At 68.3% G+C, this 21,043-nt stretch carries 17 protein-coding genes; 11 read left to right on the forward strand and 6 right to left on the reverse strand.

The genetic code is table 11. From position 1 onward, the window contains the following. Window positions 1–187: 187 nt before the first annotated feature. Complete coding sequence (locus FQ137_RS09675) at window positions 188–1,213, reverse strand: oxidoreductase (protein ID WP_149292194.1); 1,026 nt, start codon at window positions 1,211–1,213, stop codon at window positions 188–190. Between the two features lie 66 nt (window positions 1,214–1,279). On the opposite strand from FQ137_RS09675, the gene FQ137_RS09680 reads away from it, so the two are divergent. Beyond that, window positions 1,280–2,095 carry a DoxX family protein gene (locus tag FQ137_RS09680; protein ID WP_149292195.1) on the forward strand — a complete coding sequence of 272 codons (816 nt, stop codon included), beginning with the start codon at window positions 1,280–1,282 and terminating at the stop codon, window positions 2,093–2,095. A 35-nt stretch (window positions 2,096–2,130) separates the two neighbouring features. On the opposite strand, the gene ilvD is transcribed toward FQ137_RS09680, so the two are convergent. Beyond that, window positions 2,131–3,969: a dihydroxy-acid dehydratase gene (gene ilvD, locus FQ137_RS09685; protein ID WP_149292196.1), complete on the reverse strand. Its 1,839-nt coding sequence runs from the start codon at window positions 3,967–3,969 to the stop codon at window positions 2,131–2,133. 190 nt (window positions 3,970–4,159) lie between these two features. Here ilvD and FQ137_RS09690 point away from each other — a divergent pair, with 190 nt between their 5' ends. Further along, complete coding sequence (locus tag FQ137_RS09690; protein ID WP_255583940.1) at window positions 4,160–5,593, forward strand: YhgE/Pip domain-containing protein; 1,434 nt, start codon at window positions 4,160–4,162, stop codon at window positions 5,591–5,593. Here FQ137_RS09690 and FQ137_RS09695 read toward each other — a convergent pair. Beyond that, window positions 5,504–5,941 carry a PH domain-containing protein gene (locus FQ137_RS09695; RefSeq protein ID WP_149292197.1) on the reverse strand — a complete coding sequence of 146 codons (438 nt, stop codon included), beginning with the start codon at window positions 5,939–5,941 and terminating at the stop codon, window positions 5,504–5,506. The two genes, FQ137_RS09690 and FQ137_RS09695, sit on opposite strands and share 90 nt — an antisense overlap. A gap of 285 nt (window positions 5,942–6,226) precedes the next feature. Here FQ137_RS09695 and FQ137_RS09700 point away from each other — a divergent pair, with 285 nt between their 5' ends. The 4 genes from FQ137_RS09700 to FQ137_RS09715 all read left to right on the forward strand — a co-directional run bounded on the left by FQ137_RS09700 (window position 6,227) and on the right by FQ137_RS09715 (window position 11,386). Beyond that, entirely contained in the window at window positions 6,227–8,122 is a 1,896-nt protein-coding gene (locus FQ137_RS09700; protein WP_149292198.1) for an acetolactate synthase large subunit, read from the forward strand. Continuing rightward, entirely contained in the window at window positions 8,119–8,625 is a 507-nt protein-coding gene (gene ilvN, locus FQ137_RS09705; RefSeq protein ID WP_149292199.1) for an acetolactate synthase small subunit, read from the forward strand. Before FQ137_RS09700 ends, ilvN begins: the two co-directional genes overlap by 4 nt. A gap of 55 nt (window positions 8,626–8,680) precedes the next feature. Continuing rightward, window positions 8,681–9,694, forward strand: a complete 1,014-nt coding sequence (ilvC, locus tag FQ137_RS09710; protein WP_149292200.1) for a ketol-acid reductoisomerase — start codon at window positions 8,681–8,683, stop codon at window positions 9,692–9,694. Window positions 9,695–9,772: 78 nt separating this feature from the next. Continuing rightward, window positions 9,773–11,386: a hypothetical protein gene (locus FQ137_RS09715; protein WP_149292201.1), complete on the forward strand. Its 1,614-nt coding sequence runs from the start codon at window positions 9,773–9,775 to the stop codon at window positions 11,384–11,386. Here the strand turns inward: FQ137_RS09715 and FQ137_RS09720 are convergent. After that, on the reverse strand, window positions 11,377–12,876 hold the full coding sequence (locus tag FQ137_RS09720) for an NAD(P)/FAD-dependent oxidoreductase (RefSeq protein ID WP_255583941.1): 1,500 nt from the start codon (window positions 12,874–12,876) through the stop codon (window positions 11,377–11,379). The two genes, FQ137_RS09715 and FQ137_RS09720, sit on opposite strands and share 10 nt — an antisense overlap. Continuing rightward, a complete protein-coding gene (locus FQ137_RS09725) occupies window positions 12,873–13,490 on the reverse strand; it encodes a hypothetical protein (protein ID WP_149292202.1) in 618 nt (205 codons plus the stop codon). Before FQ137_RS09725 ends, FQ137_RS09720 begins: the two co-directional genes overlap by 4 nt. A 149-nt stretch (window positions 13,491–13,639) precedes the next feature. On the opposite strand from FQ137_RS09725, the gene serA reads away from it, so the two are divergent. From serA to FQ137_RS09750, 5 genes are all read left to right on the forward strand, one after another. Then, window positions 13,640–15,232 carry a phosphoglycerate dehydrogenase gene (gene serA / locus FQ137_RS09730; protein ID WP_149292203.1) on the forward strand — a complete coding sequence of 531 codons (1,593 nt, stop codon included), beginning with the start codon at window positions 13,640–13,642 and terminating at the stop codon, window positions 15,230–15,232. 21 nt (window positions 15,233–15,253) lie between these two features. Then, window positions 15,254–16,273, forward strand: coding sequence for a 3-isopropylmalate dehydrogenase (locus tag FQ137_RS09735; RefSeq protein ID WP_149292204.1), 1,020 nt, complete (start codon window positions 15,254–15,256; stop codon window positions 16,271–16,273). A gap of 86 nt (window positions 16,274–16,359) precedes the next feature. Next, the gene (locus FQ137_RS09740) at window positions 16,360–18,222 is read left to right on the forward strand and encodes a DUF294 nucleotidyltransferase-like domain-containing protein (protein WP_149292205.1); all 1,863 of its coding nucleotides are present in this window, start codon (window positions 16,360–16,362) and stop codon (window positions 18,220–18,222) included. Beyond that, window positions 18,219–18,941, forward strand: a complete 723-nt coding sequence (locus tag FQ137_RS09745; RefSeq protein WP_149292206.1) for an exonuclease domain-containing protein — start codon at window positions 18,219–18,221, stop codon at window positions 18,939–18,941. The genes FQ137_RS09740 and FQ137_RS09745 overlap by 4 nt, the downstream gene beginning before the upstream one ends. 10 nt (window positions 18,942–18,951) lie before the next feature. After that, window positions 18,952–19,746, forward strand: coding sequence for a fumarylacetoacetate hydrolase family protein (locus FQ137_RS09750; RefSeq protein WP_149292207.1), 795 nt, complete (start codon window positions 18,952–18,954; stop codon window positions 19,744–19,746). Window positions 19,747–19,789: 43 nt separating this feature from the next. Here FQ137_RS09750 and FQ137_RS09755 read toward each other — a convergent pair whose 3' ends face one another. Next, complete coding sequence (locus FQ137_RS09755; protein WP_149292208.1) at window positions 19,790–20,920, reverse strand: isochorismate synthase MenF; 1,131 nt, start codon at window positions 20,918–20,920, stop codon at window positions 19,790–19,792. Window positions 20,921–21,043: the final 123 nt, after the last annotated feature.

A 21,043-nucleotide genomic window follows, 5' to 3' on the forward strand; every position in this document is an offset into this window, starting at 1 on the left:
TCGTCCATCGAGGTCGGGGATTCTCTGCGCACGGCGACGGGCGGGCCGGTGTTGTCACCATTGGTGGTCGAGGCTCCGGTCGCGGGCCGGGTCGGTAGGCGCAGTGGCCGAAGGCTTTCTCGCGGTGGTGCGAGAGCGGCGTTGATCGCTTCGATTGGGTCGGACTTCTGCCGGTTCGAACCCAAATTTAAGTCCTAGCGTCGCCGCCGCCTCCGGTCTGGGGGAGGATGACCGCGCGGTCGTCAGTAGCGACGGGCGACCCCCCGGCCTTGTTGCCGGTTCCCGCCAACAGAACACCGTCGCCGACAACGGCTAGCCCGGTCAGGCGGCCATACCGGCCCTCCGCCTGCGGGTCGGGCTGACCGCGCGCCGCGCCCCCGGCGGTCTCAAGCGTGTCGACCCGCTCGGCGTCCGGCAGCGCGATGGCGAGAGTGTCCTCTGTCGCGGCGCACCCGCCAGCCGAGCGTTGGTCCGGCCACGTCCACACCATGCGGCCGGGGGTCCGGATCGCGGCGCCTCGATCGGTGACCGTGGATAGGAATAGGTCCCCGCCGAGGGGGCACAGGGCCTGGATTCGCCCCAGGTCGCGGCCGACCACTTCGGGCGCCGTCGCGCGGCCGATGCCGGTGAACCCCGGGAACCTGACAATCTCAGATCCGACGCCGACGGTGAGGACGTCGTCGACAAAGGCAAGGCCTCCACTGTCTGCGGGCGCGAGTTCCGCGACCGTACGAGGAGCGTCGCCGCGCGCGAGGCGTTCGACGCGCGTGGGTCCGTCGCCGACGACGAGGAGATACACCAGCCGATCCTGAGCAAACTCCGGGGATGGCGCGACGGCAGCTACCCGACCCTCCCCCGGATCCACGCGGCCGAACTCCTCGGGCGGGGCGTCGGGTGACACGATCTTCACGGCCCCGGTGAGCTCCGCGACCAGGCCGCGCTCACCGAGTCCCGCCACCGCGACCGCCGGCTCGAGGCAGGTCGCGATGACAGCGGGATCCGGATCGACGCACGGGCCGGTCTCGGGCGGGGGCTCCGACTCGCTGGAACTCCGGGTCGGCGGCGGGGGCGGCGTGCCTGGTGTGCTCGGTGGAGCGGAGTCACCCATCCCGGGTCCGGGAGCCGGCGTGAACGGGGCTTCGAGGCGATCGTCGAACCTCGCGCAGCCGGACATGGCGACGGCCAGTGCCAACAGCAGCGAGAGCGATCTCATGCCGACAAGACTACGGCGCGCCGTGTCCTCGATGCCCAGGCACCGGCATCGGCCTACAGTCGAACCGTGACTTCCTCAAAGCCCGGTGACGACCCCGCCCGTACCGAGATCCTCCACGATGTGGACTACCCACTCGACGTTCCCGATGCCCCGGGGCGCGAGGGCGGGTCAGGCGGCGCGGGAGACACCGCCACCACAGCGTTTCCAGCGGCCGGACCCACCGACTACTCACAATTCGCCGAGTCCGGTGGGTACGACATGTCGGCACCGCTGCCGTTCGGTGACCAACCCGCCACTATCGAGCCCGCGACACGCGACACGATCGGCCGACGGGGCACGATTGATCTCGGGCTATTCGTCCTGCGGGTGACGGTCGGCATCCTGCTGGCGATGCGCGGACTCCAGAAGCTGTTCGGCATGTTCGGTGGGCCCGGGATCGACGGATTCACCCAGACACTCACCGATTCTGGATTCGACCACGCTCGCATCCTGGCGATTGCCGGCGGCGCCGTAGAACTCGTCGCCGGTGTGATGCTCGTAGTGGGATTGGCCACCCCGGTGGCCGCGGCAGGTCTACTCGGGCTCGTCGGTCTGGGGATCGCGGTCAGGCTGACAGGGACCGACCCCGTCCCGGTGTTGAGCGACACCACCCGGGGGCTCGAACCCTCGATTCTCTACGCCGCAGCGATGGTGGCCCTCCTGTTCTCCGGACCGGGCCGCTGGTCGGCAGACCGCAAGTGGGGATGGTCCCACCGCCCACGCTTCTCCGGAGTCGTGTGGCTGGTGATCGTCGCGGTCATCGCAGCTCTGGCGTGGTATTTTCTCAATGGCACCAACCCGTTGAGCTCCACAGCCGACAGCGCCCCGGTCACCGCAGGCTGAGCCCGGGCGCCGGGGCGCGACATCCTGGCGGAGGATCAGTCGGGCAGGATCCGCACCGCGCCCTTGTCCGCCGAGGACGCCATCGACGCGTACGCCCGCAACGCGGCGGAGACCTTCCGGTTCCTGTTTGTCGGACGCCACGGCAGGGGGCCCTTCTCCGCCCGTCGTCGCGCCAACTCGTCGTCGTCGACATCCACTGAGATGGACCGCGTGGCCACGTCGATCGTCACGATGTCACCATCCCGCACAAGTCCGATCGGGCCGCCCGCCGCGGCCTCCGGGGCGATATGACCGATGGACAGGCCGGACGACCCGCCCGAGAAGCGACCGTCAGTGATGAGCGCGCACTTTGTGCCGAGGCCCGCGCCCTTGATGAAGGCCGTCGGGTGCAGCATCTCCTGCATCCCTGGACCACCTGCAGGGCCCTCATAGAGCACCACAAGGACCTCACCGGCCTGCAGAGTCTTGCGCAGGATCACCGACACGGCCTCCTCCTGGGACTCGACCACCCGCGCCGGGCCGGAGAAGTGGAAGTTCTCCTCCGACACCCCCGCCGTCTTGAACACCGACCCGTCAGGCGCGATGTTGCCCCGCAGAACAGCGAGCCCCCCCTCCGCGGTCGCCGGGTGCTCGACCGAGTGGATGCAGCCGTTCACGGCGTCCGTGTCCAGGGACTCCCAGCGGTTGTCCGTCGAGAACGGCTCGATTGTCCGGACCCCGCCTGGGGCAGCGTGGAACAACTCGATCGCCTTCTCGGTGGCGGTCCCGCTGCGGATATCCCAATCCGCGACGTACTGCTCGAGCGAAGGGGAGTGAACCGAATGAACGTCCGTCTCCAACAACCCGCCCCGGTACAGCTCGCCGAGGATCGCGGGGATGCCACCGGCCCGGTGGACGTGCTCCATGTAGTAGTCCGAGTTCGGAGCGACCTTGGCAAGGCAGGGGATCCGGCGGGAGATTTGCTCGATGTCGTTCAGGTCGAAGTCGACCTCACCCTCCTGCGCCGCGGCGAGGATATGCAGGACGGTGTTGGTGGAACCACCCATCGCGACGTCCAACGCCATGGCGTTGGTGAAGGCCGACTTGGTGGCCACCGAACGGGGAAGGACCGAGTCGTCCCCGTCGCGGTAATAGCGGGTGCACAGGTCGACGATGAGCCGGCCGGCCTCGGCGAACAACTCACGCCGAGCACCGTGTGTGGCCAGCGTTGACCCATTGCCGGGCAGGGACAGGCCCAGGGCTTCGGTGAGACAGTTCATCGAGTTCGCCGTGAACATGCCGGAACAAGACCCGCAGGTCGGGCAGGCTGAGCGCTCGATGGCGTCCAGGCCCACCTCGTCGACGGCCGAGTTGGCCGAGGCGGAGATCGCCGTGATGAGGTCCGAGCCGGCTTTGACCACGCCGTCGACGACAACTGAGAAACCGGATTCCATCGGGCCGCCGGAGACGAACACGGTGGGGATGTCCAGGCGCATTGCGGCGTTGAGCATTCCCGGAGTGATCTTGTCGCAGTTCGAGATACACACCAGGGCGTCCGCGGTGTGAGCATTGACCATGTACTCCACCGAGTCGGCGATGATCTCCCGGCTGGGCAGCGAGTAGAGCATGCCGGCGTGGCCCATCGCGATACCGTCGTCGACCGCGATGGTGTGGAACTCGCGGGCGACGCCGCCGGCGGCCGCGATCTGCTCGGCCACAATCTCGCCGACGTTCTTCAGGTGCACGTGACCCGGCACGAACTGCGTGTACGAGTTGGCGATCGCGATGATCGGCTTGCCGAAGTCCGAGTCCGTCATACCGGTCGCTCGCCATAGGGCCCGGGCCCCCGCGGCGTTGCGTCCGGCAGTACTGGTTCGTGACCTGAGGGGCGGCATGGGACCTCGCTCCGAATCGTAAGGGGAGGGCGCGAATCGGAGTGCCGCTATGGGCGTGGTCGCGCAGACCGCGCGCCCGCGGCGACCCCCGAATGCGCCGTGACCACTCCACAATACGCCCACGTGTGGGTCTACTCTTCTCACGGTCGGCCGACCGGCCGACCCGACAGTGAGGGTGATGGGAATGGACATGACCGACTCCGGACATACGGGCAGCTTTCGCGAGTTCGCCTCCCATTCGGTCGGGGCGGTGGTCCTCGTCTGCGGACTGTTCTTCCTGTTGTCGTTCATGTACCTGGGTGGCACCGCGGATCCACAATCCAGCGCCAGACACATTCCAGTAGCAGTGATCGACCAGGATCGCGGCGCGACGCTGGAGACGCCGATCGGGCCGCGCGGCGTGGACGTGGGCTCGCAGATCACCGCAGGTCTGCTCCAAAACAACGACTGGGAGAAAATTCGTCTGCACGTCGTTGACCCAGAGGCTGCCGAGGAGGGACTCCGGGACGGGACGTACTTCGGTGCCGTTCGCATCCCCGCCGAGCTCAGTCAACGAGTGGTCGACTTGGTCACGGCCGCGGCTACCGATGCGGGGGATCGCGGGCAGGCTCCCGAACGCGCCGGCGTGACTCTCGAATACTCGCCCCGAGTCTCCATCGTGTCCTCGCAGGTCATGAACACCATGGCGGACGCGATGCGGGACTCGTTCCGGGAGCGGATGGGCGCCAGGCTGCTCTCCGACTCCGAATTATTGGCGGAGGCCGAGGGGCGGAGCATCGGTGCGGCGGCCGCGCTCGCTCTGGAGGATCCCGTAAGCATCGACGTGGTCGAGTGGAACCCGCTGCCGGTAGGAGTCTCCAACGCGTCGCTCCCGATGTTCTATGCGCTGATCGTGATTCTGGCGGGGTTCACCGGGGCGATGATCATCTCCGCGCTCCTGGACGCACGACTCGGATTCATCCCGCTAGAGATCGGGCCCCTCGCGCTCCACGTGCATGTGGCGCCATTCGGACGGCTCCAGACGCTGGCGCGGAAGTGGGTCGTGACAGTGATAACGGCTCCGCTGGTGTCAGGGCTGTGTCTAGTCGTTGCCGACATCATCGGCGTGACCGGCTTCGACCCCTGGCACATTTTCTGGTTCTCGAACCTGGTCATCGTCGCAGTCGGGGTGTGTGCCCACACCATCATCGCCGCAATCGGTAATGCCGGTCTTCTGGTCAATCTGGTGGTGTTCGTGGTGCTGGGCATCCCCACGTCGGGCGGGGCGACGCCCACCCAGATGCTGCCCCAGGTATTCGTCGCCATCGGCACGCTACAGCCGATGCACCAGGCCTACCTCGGGCTGCGCTCGATCATGTTCTTCGACTCGAGCTGGGGTGCTGGTCTGGGGCACGCGGTCTGGGTCCTCGGCGGCTGGGCGGCCGCCGGGTTGGCGGTGGGGGTCGCGGTCACGCTGGTCTACGAACGGATGGGCATGCGTCGCCAGGCCGTCGCCGAGCGGGTGCCGGCGGGCCGGCGGTCGAACGGATCCGGGTCAGGAGGTGCTGTTGGGCCCCGGCGCGGTGTACGGGTCGCGGATACGGCCACGGCTGGCGCTGGACAGTCGCGGAAGATCGTGGAATGACACCCCGCCCATCGGGAGTGACGCGTCGGAGGTGGTCACGAGACGGGCGAATCCTCGCTTCGGGAACATCACACCCTTCACCTCGTCCCACTGCACGGAGCGTCGCGTGCGCCAGGAGGACAGCTGGACGCCGTCCTCATCCAGGCGGGTCCACGTCCGGGCCACCCACCAGCCGAACGCGAGGGGGAGCAGTACCAGCCAGCCCAAAGCCAGCGGGTAGGCCGTGACAGGCCAAAGTATCGCCAGGACGAAGATGGCGATGACGATGTACGACATTGGGTTGACCCGGAAGAGGGCGCGGTCGCGGGGGTTCGACTCCGGGACGGGGGATCTGAATGGGGCGCTCATGATGCGTCCAGTCTCGCATGGTCCATATAGTGGGATTGGTGGTCCACGAGTTGACGCTGCCGTCGTCCACGGCTTAGTCTGGCCCTCGTGAACACCTGGAACGGTCTCGTACTCGGCCGGCGCGTCGGCGCCTGAGCCTCTACCTGGCTTTCCGTCGACGCGCACCCTCGCCGGCCTCCGTGGCCGACGGGGGTTTTTTGTTGCCGGGTCAGACCGCGGTCAGAAATCGAAGAACACGGCCGGCGACGATCCACAGCTCCACGACCAGCATGAAGGACAGTTCAAGTGAGCGCACCAACGGCACAGCCCGGACCTCGTCCGGGTGCAGAGCAGAAGGCCCGGTCCGCGGCCCCAGAGCGGATGACCGGGGCCCAGGCGGTCGTCCGGTCCCTGGAGGAGATCGGCACTGAAGTCGTCTTCGGAATCCCCGGCGGGGCGATCCTGCCGGTGTATGACCCGCTCTACGACTCTGAGAAGGTCCGGCACGTCCTGGTCCGGCACGAGCAGGGTGCAGGGCATGCTGCGACCGGTTACGCCCAGGCGACCGGCAAGGTCGGAGTCTGTATGGCTACGTCCGGGCCCGGCGCCACCAACCTGGTCACTCCGCTCGCCGACGCTCAGATGGATTCGGTTCCGATCGTGGCGATCACCGGGCAGGTCGGGACCGCACTCATTGGTACCGACGGCTTCCAGGAAGCTGACATCTCCGGTATCACCATGCCGATCACCAAGCACAACTTCCTGGTGGCCCACGGTGACGACATCCCGCGGATGATCGCCGAGGCGTTCCACATCGCCCAGACCGGTCGCCCCGGCGCCGTGCTCGTGGACATCCCCAAGGATGTCCTTCAAGCCGAGATGACCTTCTCGTGGCCGCCGGAGATGAAGCTGCCCGGCTATCGGCCAGTCACCAAGCCGCACGGCAAGCAGATCCGCGAGGCCGCGCGGATGATGGCCAAGGCCAAGCGTCCGGTGCTGTACGTCGGCGGTGGCGTCATCAAGGCCGACGCCTCGGCGGAACTCCTGGCACTGGCCGAGCTGACGGGTATCCCCGTGGTCACCACACTCATGGCGCGCGGGGCGTTCCCGGACTCGCACCGTCTGCACTACGGGATGCCCGGGATGCACGGGACAGTCGCGGCCGTCGCGGCTCTGCAGCGCTCCGACTTGCTCGTGACCCTCGGTGCCCGCTTCGACGACCGGGTCACCGGCCGCCTCGACACCTTCGCCCCGGACGCCAAGGTGATCCACGCCGACATCGACCCGGCCGAGATCGGCAAGAACCGCGTCGTCGATGTGCCGATCGTCGGTGACATCAAGGAGGTGCTCATCGAGCTCGTCGAGACGCTGCGAGGTGAGCGCGACTCCGGCACGTTGAACGCGCCGGCAGTGTGGGTCGGTGAGCTGGACGAGATCCGCAGCGAGTACCCGCTGGGCTACGGCCCGCAGTCGGATGGATCCTTGTCGCCCGAGTACGTCATCGAGCGGTTGAGCGCCGCCGCCGGCCCGGATGCGGTGTACTGCGCCGGCGTCGGCCAGCACCAGATGTGGGCGGCGCAGTTCGTCCAGTACGAGAAGCCGCGGACGTGGCTGAACTCGGGCGGTCTGGGGACGATGGGGTACGCCGTGCCCGCGGCGATGGGGGCCAAGTTCGGACGCCAGGACGCCGAAGTGTGGGCCATCGACGGCGACGGCTGCTTCCAGATGACCAATCAGGAGTTGGCCACCTGCGCCATTGAGGGCGCGCCCATCAAGGTGGCGCTCATCAACAACGGCAACCTCGGGATGGTCCGGCAGTGGCAGACGCTGTTCTACGAGAAGCGCTACTCGCAGACGGACTTGTCGACGCATTCGATGCACATCCCCGACTTCGTCAAGCTCGGCGAGGCACTGGGCTGCGCGGCGCTGCGTTGTGAGCGCGCCGAGGACGTGGACGACGTGATCGCTCAGGCTCGCGCAATCAACGACCGCCCGGTGCTCATCGACTTCATCGTGGGCAAGGACGCCCAGGTGTGGCCGATGGTCGCGGCGGGCACGTCCAATGACGAGATCATGGCGGCCCGGGACATCCGGCCGCTGTTCGACGACACCGATTCCGTGGCGGACGACGCCGCGGACATCCACGAGGCGACCGAGCGGATCGATGCCGCGGTGCTCGCCGCCCAGGAGGAGGACCAGTGAGCGCTCGTTCCCACACCCTGAGCGTGCTGGTGGAGGACAAGCCAGGCGTGCTGGCGCGCGTTTCATCGCTGTTCTCCCGGCGCGGGTTCAACATCGAGTCGCTGGCCGTCGGGCCCACCGAGACCGACGGGCTCTCGCGCATGACGATCGTCGTGAACGTCGCGGAGTTCCCTCTCGAGCAGGTGACCAAGCAGCTCAACAAGCTGGTCAACGTCATCAAAATCGTCGAGCAGGACCCGGCCGGTTCGGTGGCCCGCGAGCTCACTCTCGTCAAGGTCCGTGCCGACGCGACGAACCGCGGTCAGATCGTCGAGATCGCGAGCCTGTTCCGCGCGCACATCGTGGACGTCTCCCCGGAATCGCTCACGCTCGAAGCCACCGGTACCCCCGACAAGCTCGATGCGCTGTTGCGGATGCTCGACGGCTACGGCATCCGCGAAATCGTGCAGTCCGGCATGGTCGCGCTCGGACGCGGCCCCAAGTCCATCAACACCACTCGATAGTCTCGACTCTCGCACGAGTTTCGACTACACGAACCAACACGAAGGGAAATCCACCATGGCAGTGGAGATGTTCTACGACGACTCGGCGGATCTGTCGCTGATCCAGGGCCGCAAGGTCGCCGTCATCGGATACGGCTCGCAGGGGCATGCGCACTCGCTGAGCCTGCGCGATTCCGGTGTCGAGGTCGTGATCGGTCTGCGCGAGGGCTCGAAGTCCCGTGAGAAGGCCGAAGAAGCAGGGCTGAAGGTCATGACCGCCGCCGAGGCGAGCAAGTGGGCCGACGTCGTCATGCTCCTCGCCCCCGACACCTCACAGGCGAAGATCTTCACCGAGGACATCGAGCCAAACCTGAACGACGGCGACGCGCTGTTCTTTGGCCACGGCCTCAACATCCACTTCGGCCTCATCAAGCCCGCCAAGAACGTCACCATCGCGATGGTTGCGCCCAAGGGCCCCGGTCACCTGGTGCGGCGTCAGTTCGTCGACGGCAAGGGCGTGCCCGCGCTCATCGCCGTCGAGCAGGATCCCAAGGGCGAGGGCCAGGCTCTCGCGCTCTCCTACGCCAAGGCGATCGGTGGCACCCGCGCGGGTGTCATCAAGACGACCTTCAAGGACGAGACCGAGACCGACCTCTTCGGTGAGCAGGCCGTGCTCTGCGGCGGCACCGAGGAGCTCGTCAAGACGGGCTTCGAGGTCATGGTCGAGGCCGGTTACGAGCCCGAGCTCGCCTACTTCGAGGTGCTCCACGAGCTCAAGCTGATCGTCGACCTCATGTACGAGGGTGGCATTGCCCGCATGAACTACTCGGTGTCCGACACCGCGGAGTTCGGCGGCTACCTCTCCGGCCCGCGAGTGATTGACGCCGGGACTAAGGAGCGCATGAAGGAGATCCTGTCCGACATCCAGGACGGCACCTTCACCAAGCGTCTCGTGGCCAATGTGGAGGGCGGCAACAAGGAGCTCGAGCAGCTGCGCAAGGAAAACGCCGAGCACCCGATCGAGGTCACCGGTCAGAAGCTGCGCGACCTTATGAGCTGGGTCGACCGGCCCATCACGGAGACGGCCTGAGGGTTGAGGGGCCGGCCCTGGTGAGACCCCGGTAGGGTCCACCGGGATCGATGACCGTCTCTTTTCAGGAGGACCGCCGTGCGCTGCTTCAACCGGGGAGTGGGTGCGGCGGTCCTCGCCATTTCCCTGCTGGGAACGACGGTTGCGTGTACCTCTGACTCCGGCGCCGGCCCGGGCGTCGGAGTCACCCCCGTAGAAGGCACGCGGGTGGCCGCCGATGTGGACGGATCCGGTGTGGAGACCACCCGGCTGCTGGTCGAGTCCGCCCCGGTCGTCGTGGTGTCGGCCCCGGATGACGCCGCCCAGGCGCGGGCCGCCTCGGTCGCCGTCGGCTTGCGCGCACCGATGCTCACCGCGGTGAGCGGCGCGGAGGGGGCGCTGACCGAGGAGTTGACGCGGCTCGGCGCCCAGCGGGTGTTGCGCGTCGGTCGAGTGGCGTTCGCGTACGACGACGGCGAGGTTGTCGACGCCCCGGGAGGTCGTTCGGAGCTCGAGGAACTGACCGGGCTCACATTCAGCTCCGAGATCGAGGTCCCGCAGGGGCGGGTCGACGATGTGACCGTGCATCTGGCGCCAGGTGCGCCGTCGCTCATGACTACAGGGCAGTTCACCGCCGGCGGCGACGCTGACGAGAGGGCGGAGCCGTTCAAACGTGGTGAACCCGCATGGGACGGCGAGGGCGCACCGAGCGTGCTCGTCCACGATGAGACACCGGTCTCCTCGATCGCCACGGCCGTAGCGGTGGGGGCCGCAGTGTCGCACCTGCGCGCCCCGGATCCGCGAGTTGACGGTGGATCGGTGGACGCTGTACGTGACGCCGAGGCCGTGTACGCCCTCGGGTCCGGATGGGGCACCGAAGAGGAGCTCGAGGAGCGTGTAGAGGAGGCGCGGACAGTTCCCGAGCTGCCCGGCGGGGGGCAATTAATGTTCCCGGGACGACGGTTCGTGGCGGCTTACGGCTCACCGATCACCCCTGTACTGGGCATCCTCGGTGAGCAGGGGCCAGATGAAAGTGTGGCGCGGGTGCAGAGACTGGTCGAGGAGTATCAGCCGCACTCCCCGGAACCGGTGATCCCGGCGTTCGAAATCATCGGGTCCGTCGCCGCGGGCGGTCCGGGGGCGGACGGAAACTTCACCAATGAGTGGGACCCGGAGGTCTTTGTCCCCCTCGTCGATGCGATCACCGACGCGGGCGGCTACGCCGTGATTGACCTGCAGCCCGGAATGGCGGACATGCTCGACCAGGCGAAGATCTTCACCGAACTTCTCAAGCGCCCCGGGGTGGGCCTGGCACTGGATCCCGAGTGGAAGCTCGAGCCGGGTCAACAGCCGGGAGCGCAGATCGGCTCCGTCGATGCGGAGGAGATCAACCGGGTATCCGACTGGCTGGCCGATCTCACCCGCGACAGCGGCGGGCCGCAGAAGCTACTGATCCTCCATCAGTTCAGCATGGACATGATCACCAACCGGGACAAGATCGACACCTCTCGGCCCGAGGTGGCGATCTCCCTGCACGCGGACGGGCACGGCACCCCAGACCTGAAAATGGAGACGTGGGACGTCCTACGACAGGGACTCTCGCCAAATATTTGGATGGCGTGGAAGAACTTCTACGACGAGGACACCCCCACGTTCACGCCCGAGCAGACAATGGCGGTGCAACCCCGGCCGTGGTTCGTGTCCTACCAGTGAGCGGGTAGCCCACCGAGGATCCGCTCCGCCACGTGCTGGCCGGCCATGCCGTGCACGCCCGGTCCGGGCGGCGTCGAGCCGGAGGCGTGCCAGATCCCCGGCACCGAGGTCGCGAACGGATCCACCCGCGGCACCGGTCGAGCGATGAGTCCCCACAGGTTCACTCGTCCAGCCGCAATGTCCCCACCGGCGTTGTTGGCGTTGTGCTCGGCCATCCGAGACGCGGGTGTGCAGTGGGCTGCCACGACCACGTCCCGCACACCAGGCGCAACCTCCTCTAGCGCCGTGAGCACCTGCTCGGTCTGGTCGCGATCGGAGTACGCCGGCACATGGGCGTACGTCCACAGCGGACGCCGACCATCCAGCGCGATACGGCCCGGGTCGGTCACCCACGGCTGGGAGACCAGGATCATCGGTCTGTCCGCGTGGCGGCCGGCGGCGACCTCGCGTTCTGCGGTCGCGATCGCCTGGGAGTCCCCGCCCAGGTGGATTGTTCCGGCGCCAGCGAGCCGGGAGTCGCGCCACGGAACCGGGCCCGACAGGACGAGGTCGACTTTCGCTGCGGCCCCGCCGACCGGGGCCTCCACCAGTTTGCGCGCGCCTCGGGCGACCCCTGCCGACGGTGAGGAGGCCAGAAGGATCTCGCCGAGGATCCGCGACGAGGTGTTGAACACAACGTCTCGGGCATCGAGCTGGGACAGGGAGCGCACCCGGACTCCGGTTCGGAGTTCGCCGCCGGCCTCCCGGATCGCCTCCGCGAGGGCGGCGGTGATCGCGCCGCTACCGCCGACGGGCAGAGCCCAACCGAGGGGCGAGTGAAGCAATGAGCCCAGGACCAGTCCGACGCCCGTCGCGGCCGGGGAGGACAGCGGCGTGATCGCGTGAGACGAGATGCCGGATAGTAGCGTGCGGCCGTCCGGGCCGAGGGGGTCGCCGAGCTCGCCTCGGGGGTGGGCGCGGACAAACGACGCGCCCAGTGCCGCTGTCGCGGCGATCGGCGGAATCGAGCGTTGATCGGACAGGGCCGTGGCGACGACGTCCTCCGCCCTGCGGCCCAGGGGGCCCATGAGACTCCACCATCGGTCGGCCTCGGCTCGCGACCCCAAGCCCTCGGCGAGGGCGGCGGGGGAGGGGGCCGCGGGCACCACGATCGCGTCGCGGCCCGGCAGTGCGTGAGCCAGTTGAACGGGGGGTGTGACCATCTCGACCCCGTGGGCCGGGAGGTCGAACCCACGGAAGAACGGGGAGGCCCCCGCCATGGGATGCACCGCTGAACACGGATCCACCAGCAGCCCGTCCGCGAGGTTCTCCGGGATGCCGGTCGCGATATCGCTCATCGGCAGGGTCCGGCTCCCGCCGCCGATCGTCTCCTGGGCCTCCAACACGACCACCCGGCGCCCGGCCCTCGCACACAGCAGCGCGGCAGCGAGGCCGTTGGGCCCGGAACCCACCACGATGACGTCCGCACGCACGGTCCCTGCCGCGCTCACTCGAAGACCGCCAGACCGTAGGTGCGCCGCAACTGCTCCAGCAGTTCCTCCTGTGACCGGGCCTGGTCGGCCAGTCCCAGTAGCAGCCGGCCGGTGTCGGGACCGCCGGTCTCGTTGTCGTCGTCGTTGTCGTCGGGTTCCCCACCGGACCTCCCGGCAGCGGACGCCGGGCCGTCCGCGACCCACGACGCGGCGAGCAACTCCCACATCGAACGCTTGGCCACCACCAGCGTGCGCAGCGCCTCGAGGACGGCGAGCCGGGCCAGCGGATCGCGCAACACCGGGCCGACCGGCAGCGCAGTCAGAGTGACCGCGGCCGACAACCGCACCAGACGACGACCCGGGGTCCCCAACGGTGACAGCACCGCCAACAGTCGGGAGGCGGTGTCGATCTCTTCCTCAAACTCCGCGCGCAGCGGAACCAGCCGGACCCGGTCCTCCGGATCGACCGCACTGATGCAGCGGTCCAGGACGCTCCGGCCCACCGCGGCGCCGTACAGGTGGGCCCGCAGATACATCGCCACCGCCGTCGGGCCCCGTGCCGGGGCCAGCACGGGCAGCCAGGGGTCGGGGAAACGGACCGGCGGCTTGCCAGACCGGGGAGTGCGGGGCATCGGTGCTCCGTTCGTCGCGCGGCGGTGGTCACGTCGGGTCGCCGACCCTCGTCACGGTAGGCGTCCGGGCGCGTACCGGCCACTGCTCGACGCCGGTGACAGGTGCCCTAGACTGGCTGTGCCCGAAATGACACTGAGGAGAACCCACTGTGACAGCATCCGGACGGCCCGTCGTCCTCATCGCCGACAAGCTCGCCCAGTCGACCGTCGACGCGCTCGGCGACGCCGTGGAGGTCCGTTGGGTGGACGGCCCGGATCGTCCCAAGCTCCTCGAGGCGGTCGCCGACGCTGACGCACTGCTCGTGCGCTCGGCCACCACTGTCGACGCCGAGGTGCTCGCCGCCGCGCCGAACCTCAAGATCATCGGTCGTGCGGGTGTCGGACTGGACAACGTCGAGATCCCCGCCGCCACCGAGCGTGGGGTCATGGTGGTCAACGCACCCACCTCCAACATCCACTCCGCGGCCGAACACGCCGTCGCGCTGCTCATGGCCGCCTGCCGTCAGATCCCGGCCGCCGACGGCACCCTGCGCGAGCACACCTGGAAGCGAAGCTCCTTCAACGGTGTCGAGCTGCTCGGTAAGACCGTCGGCGTCGTGGGGCTGGGCCGCATCGGCCAGCTCGTGGCCCAGCGACTGGCTGCCTTCGAGACGAATCTCATCGCCTACGACCCCTACCTGCCGGCGGCCCGCGCCGCACAACTTGGTATCGAGCTGGTCGACATCGACGAGCTGGTCTCTCGCGCCGACATCATCACGATGCACCTCCCCAAGACCAAGGAGACCGCCGGACTCTTCGACGCGGAACGGCTGGCCCGGGCCAAGGACGGCGTCGTGATCGTCAACGCTGCCCGCGGCGGCCTGATCGTCGAGGACGCCCTCGTCGACGCCCTGAAGTCCGGCAAGGTTCGTGCCGCGGCGCTCGACGTTTTCGACTCTGAGCCCTGCACCGACTCGCCGCTGTTCGAACTCGAGAACACCGTGGTGACCCCGCACCTGGGCGCATCCACCAGCGAGGCCCAGGACCGGGCCGGCACCGACGTGGCCCGCAGCGTACTGCTCGCCCTGCGCGGCGAGTTCGTCCCCGACGCGGTCAACGTCTCCGGCGGCCCCGTCGGCGACGAGGTCGCGCCCTGGCTCGACCTGGTCCGAAAGGTCGGCCTCATCGCCGGACACCTGTGCCCGGGCGTGCCCACCACCGTCAACGTCGAGGTCGCGGGCGAGCTGGCCGCCGAGCAGGTAGACGTCCTCGGGCTGGCAGCACTACGTGGACTGTTCTCCGCGATCACCGACGAGCCGGCCACGTTCGTCAATGTCGGGCAGATGGCAGAGCAGCGCGGTGTCACCCACTCGGTTGAGACCCGCAGCGAGTCCAAGTCCTACCGCAGCACCGTCACCGTCACGGCTGTGGCCGCAGACGGTGCGACGGGCAGCGTCACCGGAACCCTCTCCGGACTGGAGAAGGTCCAGAAGATCGTGCGGATCAACGAGCGCGGTTTCGACCTGCGCGCCGAGGGACAGAACTTGTTCGTGCACTACTCCGACCGGCCGGGCGTGCTCGGCAAGGTGGGCTCGATTCTCGGCGGCGAGGGCATCGACATCCAGGCTGCGGCCCTGAGCCAGGATGCCACCGGCGAGGGTGCGTCGCTGATCCTCCGGGTCGACCGCGCGGTCGCCGAGCCGACCGTCGACCGGATCGTCTCCGAACTCGGAGCCTCCGCCACCCAGATCAACCTGGACTGACGAGAAGGAACCCACATCACAATGAAGCTCGCAGTCATCCCCGGCGACGGAATCGGTGTCGAGGTCACGGTCGAGGCGCTCAGAGTGCTCGACGCCCTGGTGCCCGGTGTCGAGAAGACCGAGTACGACCTCGGCGCGCGCCGCTATCTCCGTAACGGTGAGACCCTCACCGACGCCGACATCGATAGCCTCAAGACGCACGACGCCATTCTGCTGGGCGCGATCGGCGATCCCCGGTCCGTGCCGGCTGGCGTGCTCGAGCGGGGCATGCTGCTGCCGCTGCGGTTCGCCCTCGACCATCACGTCAACCTGCGGCCGTCCCGGCTCTTCCCCGGTTCGGCAACCCCGCTCAAAGACCCGGGCGCGATCGACTTCGTCGTAGTCCGAGAGGGTACCGAGGGCCTGTACACCGGCAATGGTGGGGCGATCCGGGTGGGTACGCCGCATGAGATCGGCACCGAGACGTCGGTCAACACCCGGTTCGGGGTCGAGCGCGTCGTGCGCGATGCGTTCAAGCGTGCGCAGTCGCGGCGTCGCAAGCTCACGCTGGTTCACAAGACCAATGTCCTGGTCAATGCCGGCGGGCTCTGGCAGCGCACCGTCGACGAGGTGGCACCGGAGTTCCCCGGTGTCGAGGTGGACTACTGCCACATTGACGCGGCGACCATCTACATGGTCACCGACCCGTCACGTTTCGACGTGATCGTCACCGACAACCTCTTCGGGGACATCATTACCGACCTCGCGGCCGCAGTCACCGGGGGCATAGGCACCGCGGCGTCGGGCAACATCGACGCCTCCGGCACGAACCCGTCGATGTTCGAGCCAGTCCACGGCTCAGCCCCGGACATCGCCGGTCAGGGTAAGGCAGACCCGACCGCCGCCATCCTGTCGGTGGCGCTGCTACTTCGTCACGTCGGCAAGTCGGTGGAGGCCGACCGTGTTGAGGCTGCCGTGGAGGCCGACCTCGGGTCGCGTGGCGACGGCCCCGTCGTCACCTCCGAGGTGGGCGACCGTATCGTCGCGGCGGTCAGCGCCTAGATCCGCACCGAACCGGTCCCGCGGCCCGCGGGTGTGAATCGCATGAAGTGATCACGCCGCGGGCCGTCGGCGTCCACAGTGGGAGGATGGACGTCGAACTTGCCGAGGTGAGGGATTTTCTCGCGCGCTGCGCACCCTTCGACGAACTTCCGGAAGTCGTACTCGACCGATTGCCCGCGACTCTCAGTCTGCGCTACCACCGTCGCGGGACCGTCATCCTCGAAGCGGGAGCTGCGAACGACACGCTCCACATCATCCGCACAGGAGCGGTCGAGGTGAGCGACCCGGACGGCACCCTTCTCGATGCTCGCGACGAGGGGGACTGCTTCGGCTACTCGACACTGACCCACCCCAGCCCCTCGCGGTATCGCATGGAGGCGGTCGCGGACACCCTGTTGCTGGAGATGCCGCGAGAGGTCTTCGACGAACTTGCGGCCGGGCACCCCGAGGTCCGGGATTTCTTCGGGGAACGGAGCGATCGGATCCGCCAGGACCTCGCCTCCGTCCGGCTCGCCGCGGCCGGGGGGGATCCCCTGAACACCCCGGTGGGGGACCTGCTGGTCCGGGATGCGGTGACGACGAGTCCCGCGACCACCATTCTCGAGGCCGCGCAGATCATGTCGCGGGAACGAGTCTCGGCGTTGCTCGTGGTGCTTGACGGGCAGGTCGTGGGAATCTTCACAGACCGAGATCTGCGCGCGAAGGTCGTCGCGGTCGGAGGCGACACAGCTGAGCCCGTGTCAACGATCATGACCCCGGACCCGGTCTCGGTCGACGTCCGAACCCGCGCATTCGACGCGACCCTGCTCCAGATCGACCGCAGCGTCCACCACCTACCGGTGTGTGAGGACGGTGCTCCCGTAGGGATGGTCACCAGCGGAGACCTGTTGCGTCTTTCGCAGGCAGACCCGGTCTACCTGGCTGCGCGAATCTCCCGCGCCCCGGACGCCGACACGGTGGCGACGTTGTCCGCGCGTCTGCTGCCGCTGGTCGGCGAGTTCGTCCGCCGCGGAACTGCACCCCGGGACATCGGGCGGGTCGTCACCGCCACCGCTGACGCGGCGACTCGGCGGTTGATCGCGCTCGCAGAGGCCGAACTCGGGCCGCCGCCGGTGCCGTACTGCTGGGTGGGTCTCGGCTCGCAGGCCCGGGGCGAACTCGGCGTGGCGAGCGATCAGGACAATGCGCTGATCCTCGACGACGCTGCCGACGCGGTCCCCGACGCCGACGACTACTTCGCAGCTCTCGCCGACCGGGTGTGTTCGGGGCTCGACCGCGCCGGCTTTCCGTTCTGCCCCGGCGAGGTGATGGCCAGGAATCCCCAATGGCGGCGGACATGCTCGGCATGGGAGCAGCGGGTGCGGGATTGGGTGGGTGCACCCGAGGCCGACGCGGTGTTGAACAGCCAGGTCTTCTTTGACATCAGGGCCGTCCACGGCGAGACCGCATTGGTGGATCGGGTCCAACGCGAGATGCTCGAGCGATCCCGGGGAAGCCAGCGATTCCTCGCTCATTTGGCCCGCATCGCCTGCGACTGGCAACCCCCGCTGGGGTTCCTCCGCGGCCTCGTCGTGGCGCGCCGAGGTGAATACCGCAACACACTGGACCTCAAAGCGGGAGGAATCGCGCCCGTCGTCCAGATCGCCCGACTGCACGCCTTGTCGGCGGGGCTGTCCGAGGTGTCGACCCGCGAACGCCTCGACGCCGCAGCGACCGCCGGGGTGATCGCCCGATCGGATGCCGAGAACCTGATCGAGGCGTTTCGACTCCTGCGTGGCCTGGCGTTGAAACACCACGCGCGTCAGGTAAGCGAGGGGAAGGAACTCGACAACAATGTGGATCCCTCGACCCTCGGCACAAAGGACCGGCATCGCCTGCGGGCGGCATTTCGCATCATCGCGAGCGCACAGGGTGCACTGGCGATCACCTACCGGGTGGGGCAGATGTGACCGCGTTGGAGTGGCTGTCCGCAGCCGGCCGTCGACGACGAGCTGCCCGCCGGGCCCCTGACGGGCCACTGCGGCGGCTGCTGGAGACGCCACCGCCGGATCCGACCACGCCGCTCGCGGAGTTGCCCCTACTGGCGGTGGACGTCGAGACGACGGGCCTCGATCCCCGCCACGACCGGGTGCTGGCCGTGGGGTTCGTACCCGTCGACGGAGACCGGATCGTCTTGGGCGGCGCCGGGTCGGTGCTGTTACGCCCTGATCACCGCCCGGGTGACGACGACGGGGTGGGGCAGAGCGCCACCGTCCACGGACTCACGGACGACCGAATGACCGCCGGGGCCGATGTCGAGGACGTGCTTAACACGGTCCTCACCGCCCTGACCGGTCGGATTTTAGTCGCTCACTTCAGCCAGATAGAGGTCGATTTTCTCGGCGTGCTGTGCCGGCGGACGTTCGGCGTGCGCCCGCCTTTGGACTCCGTCGACACCCTGGAGCTGCATCGCCGTGTCCTGGGTACGGGCCTCGAGATGGGATTCACCGCAGACCCGTCGCCCGAGCAGCTGCGACTCTGGGGCGCGCGCGAGCGGTACGGCCTCCCGCTCTATCGGGCGCACGACCCGCTGATCGACGCGCTCGCGTGTGCGGAACTGTACCTCGCGCAGGTCGCCGAACTAGGGGTCCGCGGGGCGCGCACATTGCGCGACCTACGGACCGCCTAGGATCGCGGGTATGCGTCTCGCCCGTATCGCCCATCCGCAGGGTTTCGCCTTTGTCGAGGTCCGCGGGGACATCTCCGACCCGTCGTCGTTGACCTGCGCCGAGATCTCCGAGCACCCTTTCGGCACCCCCGAATTCACGGGTCGGGAATGGCCCTTGGCCGATGTGCGCCTGCTCGCCCCGATCCTGGCTTCCAAGATCGTGTGCGTCGGCAAGAACTACGCCGACCACGCCGAGGAGATGGGCTCGCAGGCCCCAACGGAGCCCCTGATCTTCCTCAAACCCAACACCTCGGTCGTCGGACCCGAGGCAGCGATCGCCTATCCGCCGAGCTCCGAGCGAGTCGATCACGAGGGCGAGCTCGCCGTCGTGATCGGGCAGCCGTGCCGGGACGTCGCCGCCTCGCGCGCCCACGAGGTAATCCTCGGCTACACCTGCGCTAACGATGTCACCGCCCGGGACCAGCAGCTCTCGGACGGCCAATGGACACGAGGCAAGGGCTATGACTCGTTCTGCCCGCTGGGCCCGTGGATCGTCACTGACCTGGACCCCAACGGATTGGACGTACGAGTCACTCTCACCCACTCCGACGGCACGTCCGAGCTGCGACAGGACGGCAACACCTCGCAGTTCATGCATACAGTCGGCGAGATCATCGAGTACATCAGCAGGGTCATGACCCTGCTGCCGGGCGACGTGATCCTCACGGGCACCCCGGCAGGAGTCGGCCCCATGTTGCCCGGTGACCGTGTGACGGTCGAGATCGAGGGCATCGGTTCACTTACCAATCCCGTGATCGACAGGTAGCCCGCGGGCCGGGCACCCCGGCGGCGGTGTGGGGAGCGGCGGCCTAGAAAGCGCCGAATGCCCGTAGCACGGTGCGGAGTTTGGCGCCGGTTTCGGCCACCTCGTCGTCGGGCTCCGAGTCCGCGACCAGGCCGCCGCCTGCCCAGGCGACCGCCCCGTATCGGTCCGCGTCTATCTCGGCGCACCGGATGGTGACCATCCAATCGCCGTCGCCACTGGAGTCGGACCATCCCACTGCCCCGGCGTAGAACCCCCGGTTTCCCTCGATCGCCGCGATCAGCCTCCGGGCCTCGTCCGTCGGCGTCCCGCACACCGCCGGCGTCGGGTGGACCGCGAGGGCGAGGTCGAGTGACGTCGTGCGGGGATCGGCGATACGCCCGCGGATACGAGTGCCGAGGTGCCACATCTCTCTAGTGGAGGTGAGGGTCGGCTGGTCGGGGATCTCCAGTTCCGTGCAGAGTGGTCCGAGTGCCCGTGCCAGCGATTCCACCACGAAGGCGTGCTCGGAGGCATCCTTTCCCGAGGCCCGTAGCGCGCGGGCGGCCGCCTGGTCGGTCGCGGGGTCGGTGGATCGGGGTGCGGAGCCCGCGAGTGGATGGCACTCCACCAGATCTCCGCGGCGACGGACCAGCAGCTCGGGGCTCGAGCCCACGAGGACCCGGCCGACATGGGCGCCACCGGCGGGGGAGAGGTCAACCAGGTATCCGTCCGCTGCCGGGCTGGAGTCGATGAGGGCCGCACACACCGCGTGGGGGTCGATCGGCTCGTCGGAGGCCAGACGGACCGCCCTGGCCAGTACTACCTTGTCGATGCCGCCGGAGCGGACACTCGCGATCGCGGTCGAGACCCTGGTGCGATGCTCCCGGGCCGTAGGGATTTCCTCGACCACTCGGGCTCTCGTCCGCATCCCACGGAAGTAGGCGGGGGGCTCTAGTGGGCCGTCGACGCGCACCACGACGTCGGGTTCCACGAGGGCGGCGGGAGCGTCGGGTTCGAAACCGAACGCCCCCACGACTAGCCCACTGGCCCCCGACCGGAGTGCCAGGGCCGCGTCTGCTGGATCCCTGAACGAGTTGACCGCGCCCTGGGTGCGCAACGATCCGGTCGGTCGGGACAACAGGAAGTCCGGTGCGGTCACCGGGCGCGCGACGTCAGGGTGGGGCCCAGACGCCACGGCACGCCTCCCTCCACTCGGACTCCAGCGTGGATCACGCCCATACGATGGCGGCCACGGCTACCAGCCGATCCTAGGCTGGTGCTGCCCGGGGGTGTGAGCCGGGATCGTCACTAGGATGGT

Origin of the sequence: Dietzia sp. ANT_WB102, from assembly GCF_008369165.1 — a bacterium.
GTDB lineage: Bacteria > Actinomycetota > Actinomycetes > Mycobacteriales > Mycobacteriaceae > Dietzia.

Excerpts from the sequence above, each read along its gene's own strand:
- FQ137_RS09675 (WP_149292194.1), bottom strand. The coding sequence starts at position 1,213 with ATGAGATCGCTCTCGCTGCTGTTGGCACTGGCCGTCGCCATGTCCGGC.
- ilvD (WP_149292196.1), bottom strand. The coding sequence starts at position 3,969 with ATGCCGCCCCTCAGGTCACGAACCAGTACTGCCGGACGCAACGCCGCG.
- FQ137_RS09690 (WP_255583940.1), top strand. The coding sequence starts at position 4,160 with ATGACCGACTCCGGACATACGGGCAGCTTTCGCGAGTTCGCCTCCCAT.
- FQ137_RS09695 (WP_149292197.1), bottom strand. The coding sequence starts at position 5,941 with ATGAGCGCCCCATTCAGATCCCCCGTCCCGGAGTCGAACCCCCGCGAC.
- ilvC (WP_149292200.1), top strand. The coding sequence starts at position 8,681 with ATGGCAGTGGAGATGTTCTACGACGACTCGGCGGATCTGTCGCTGATC.
- FQ137_RS09725 (WP_149292202.1), bottom strand. The coding sequence starts at position 13,490 with ATGCCCCGCACTCCCCGGTCTGGCAAGCCGCCGGTCCGTTTCCCCGAC.
- FQ137_RS09735 (WP_149292204.1), top strand. The coding sequence starts at position 15,254 with ATGAAGCTCGCAGTCATCCCCGGCGACGGAATCGGTGTCGAGGTCACG.
- FQ137_RS09740 (WP_149292205.1), top strand. The coding sequence starts at position 16,360 with ATGGACGTCGAACTTGCCGAGGTGAGGGATTTTCTCGCGCGCTGCGCA.
- FQ137_RS09750 (WP_149292207.1), top strand. The coding sequence starts at position 18,952 with ATGCGTCTCGCCCGTATCGCCCATCCGCAGGGTTTCGCCTTTGTCGAG.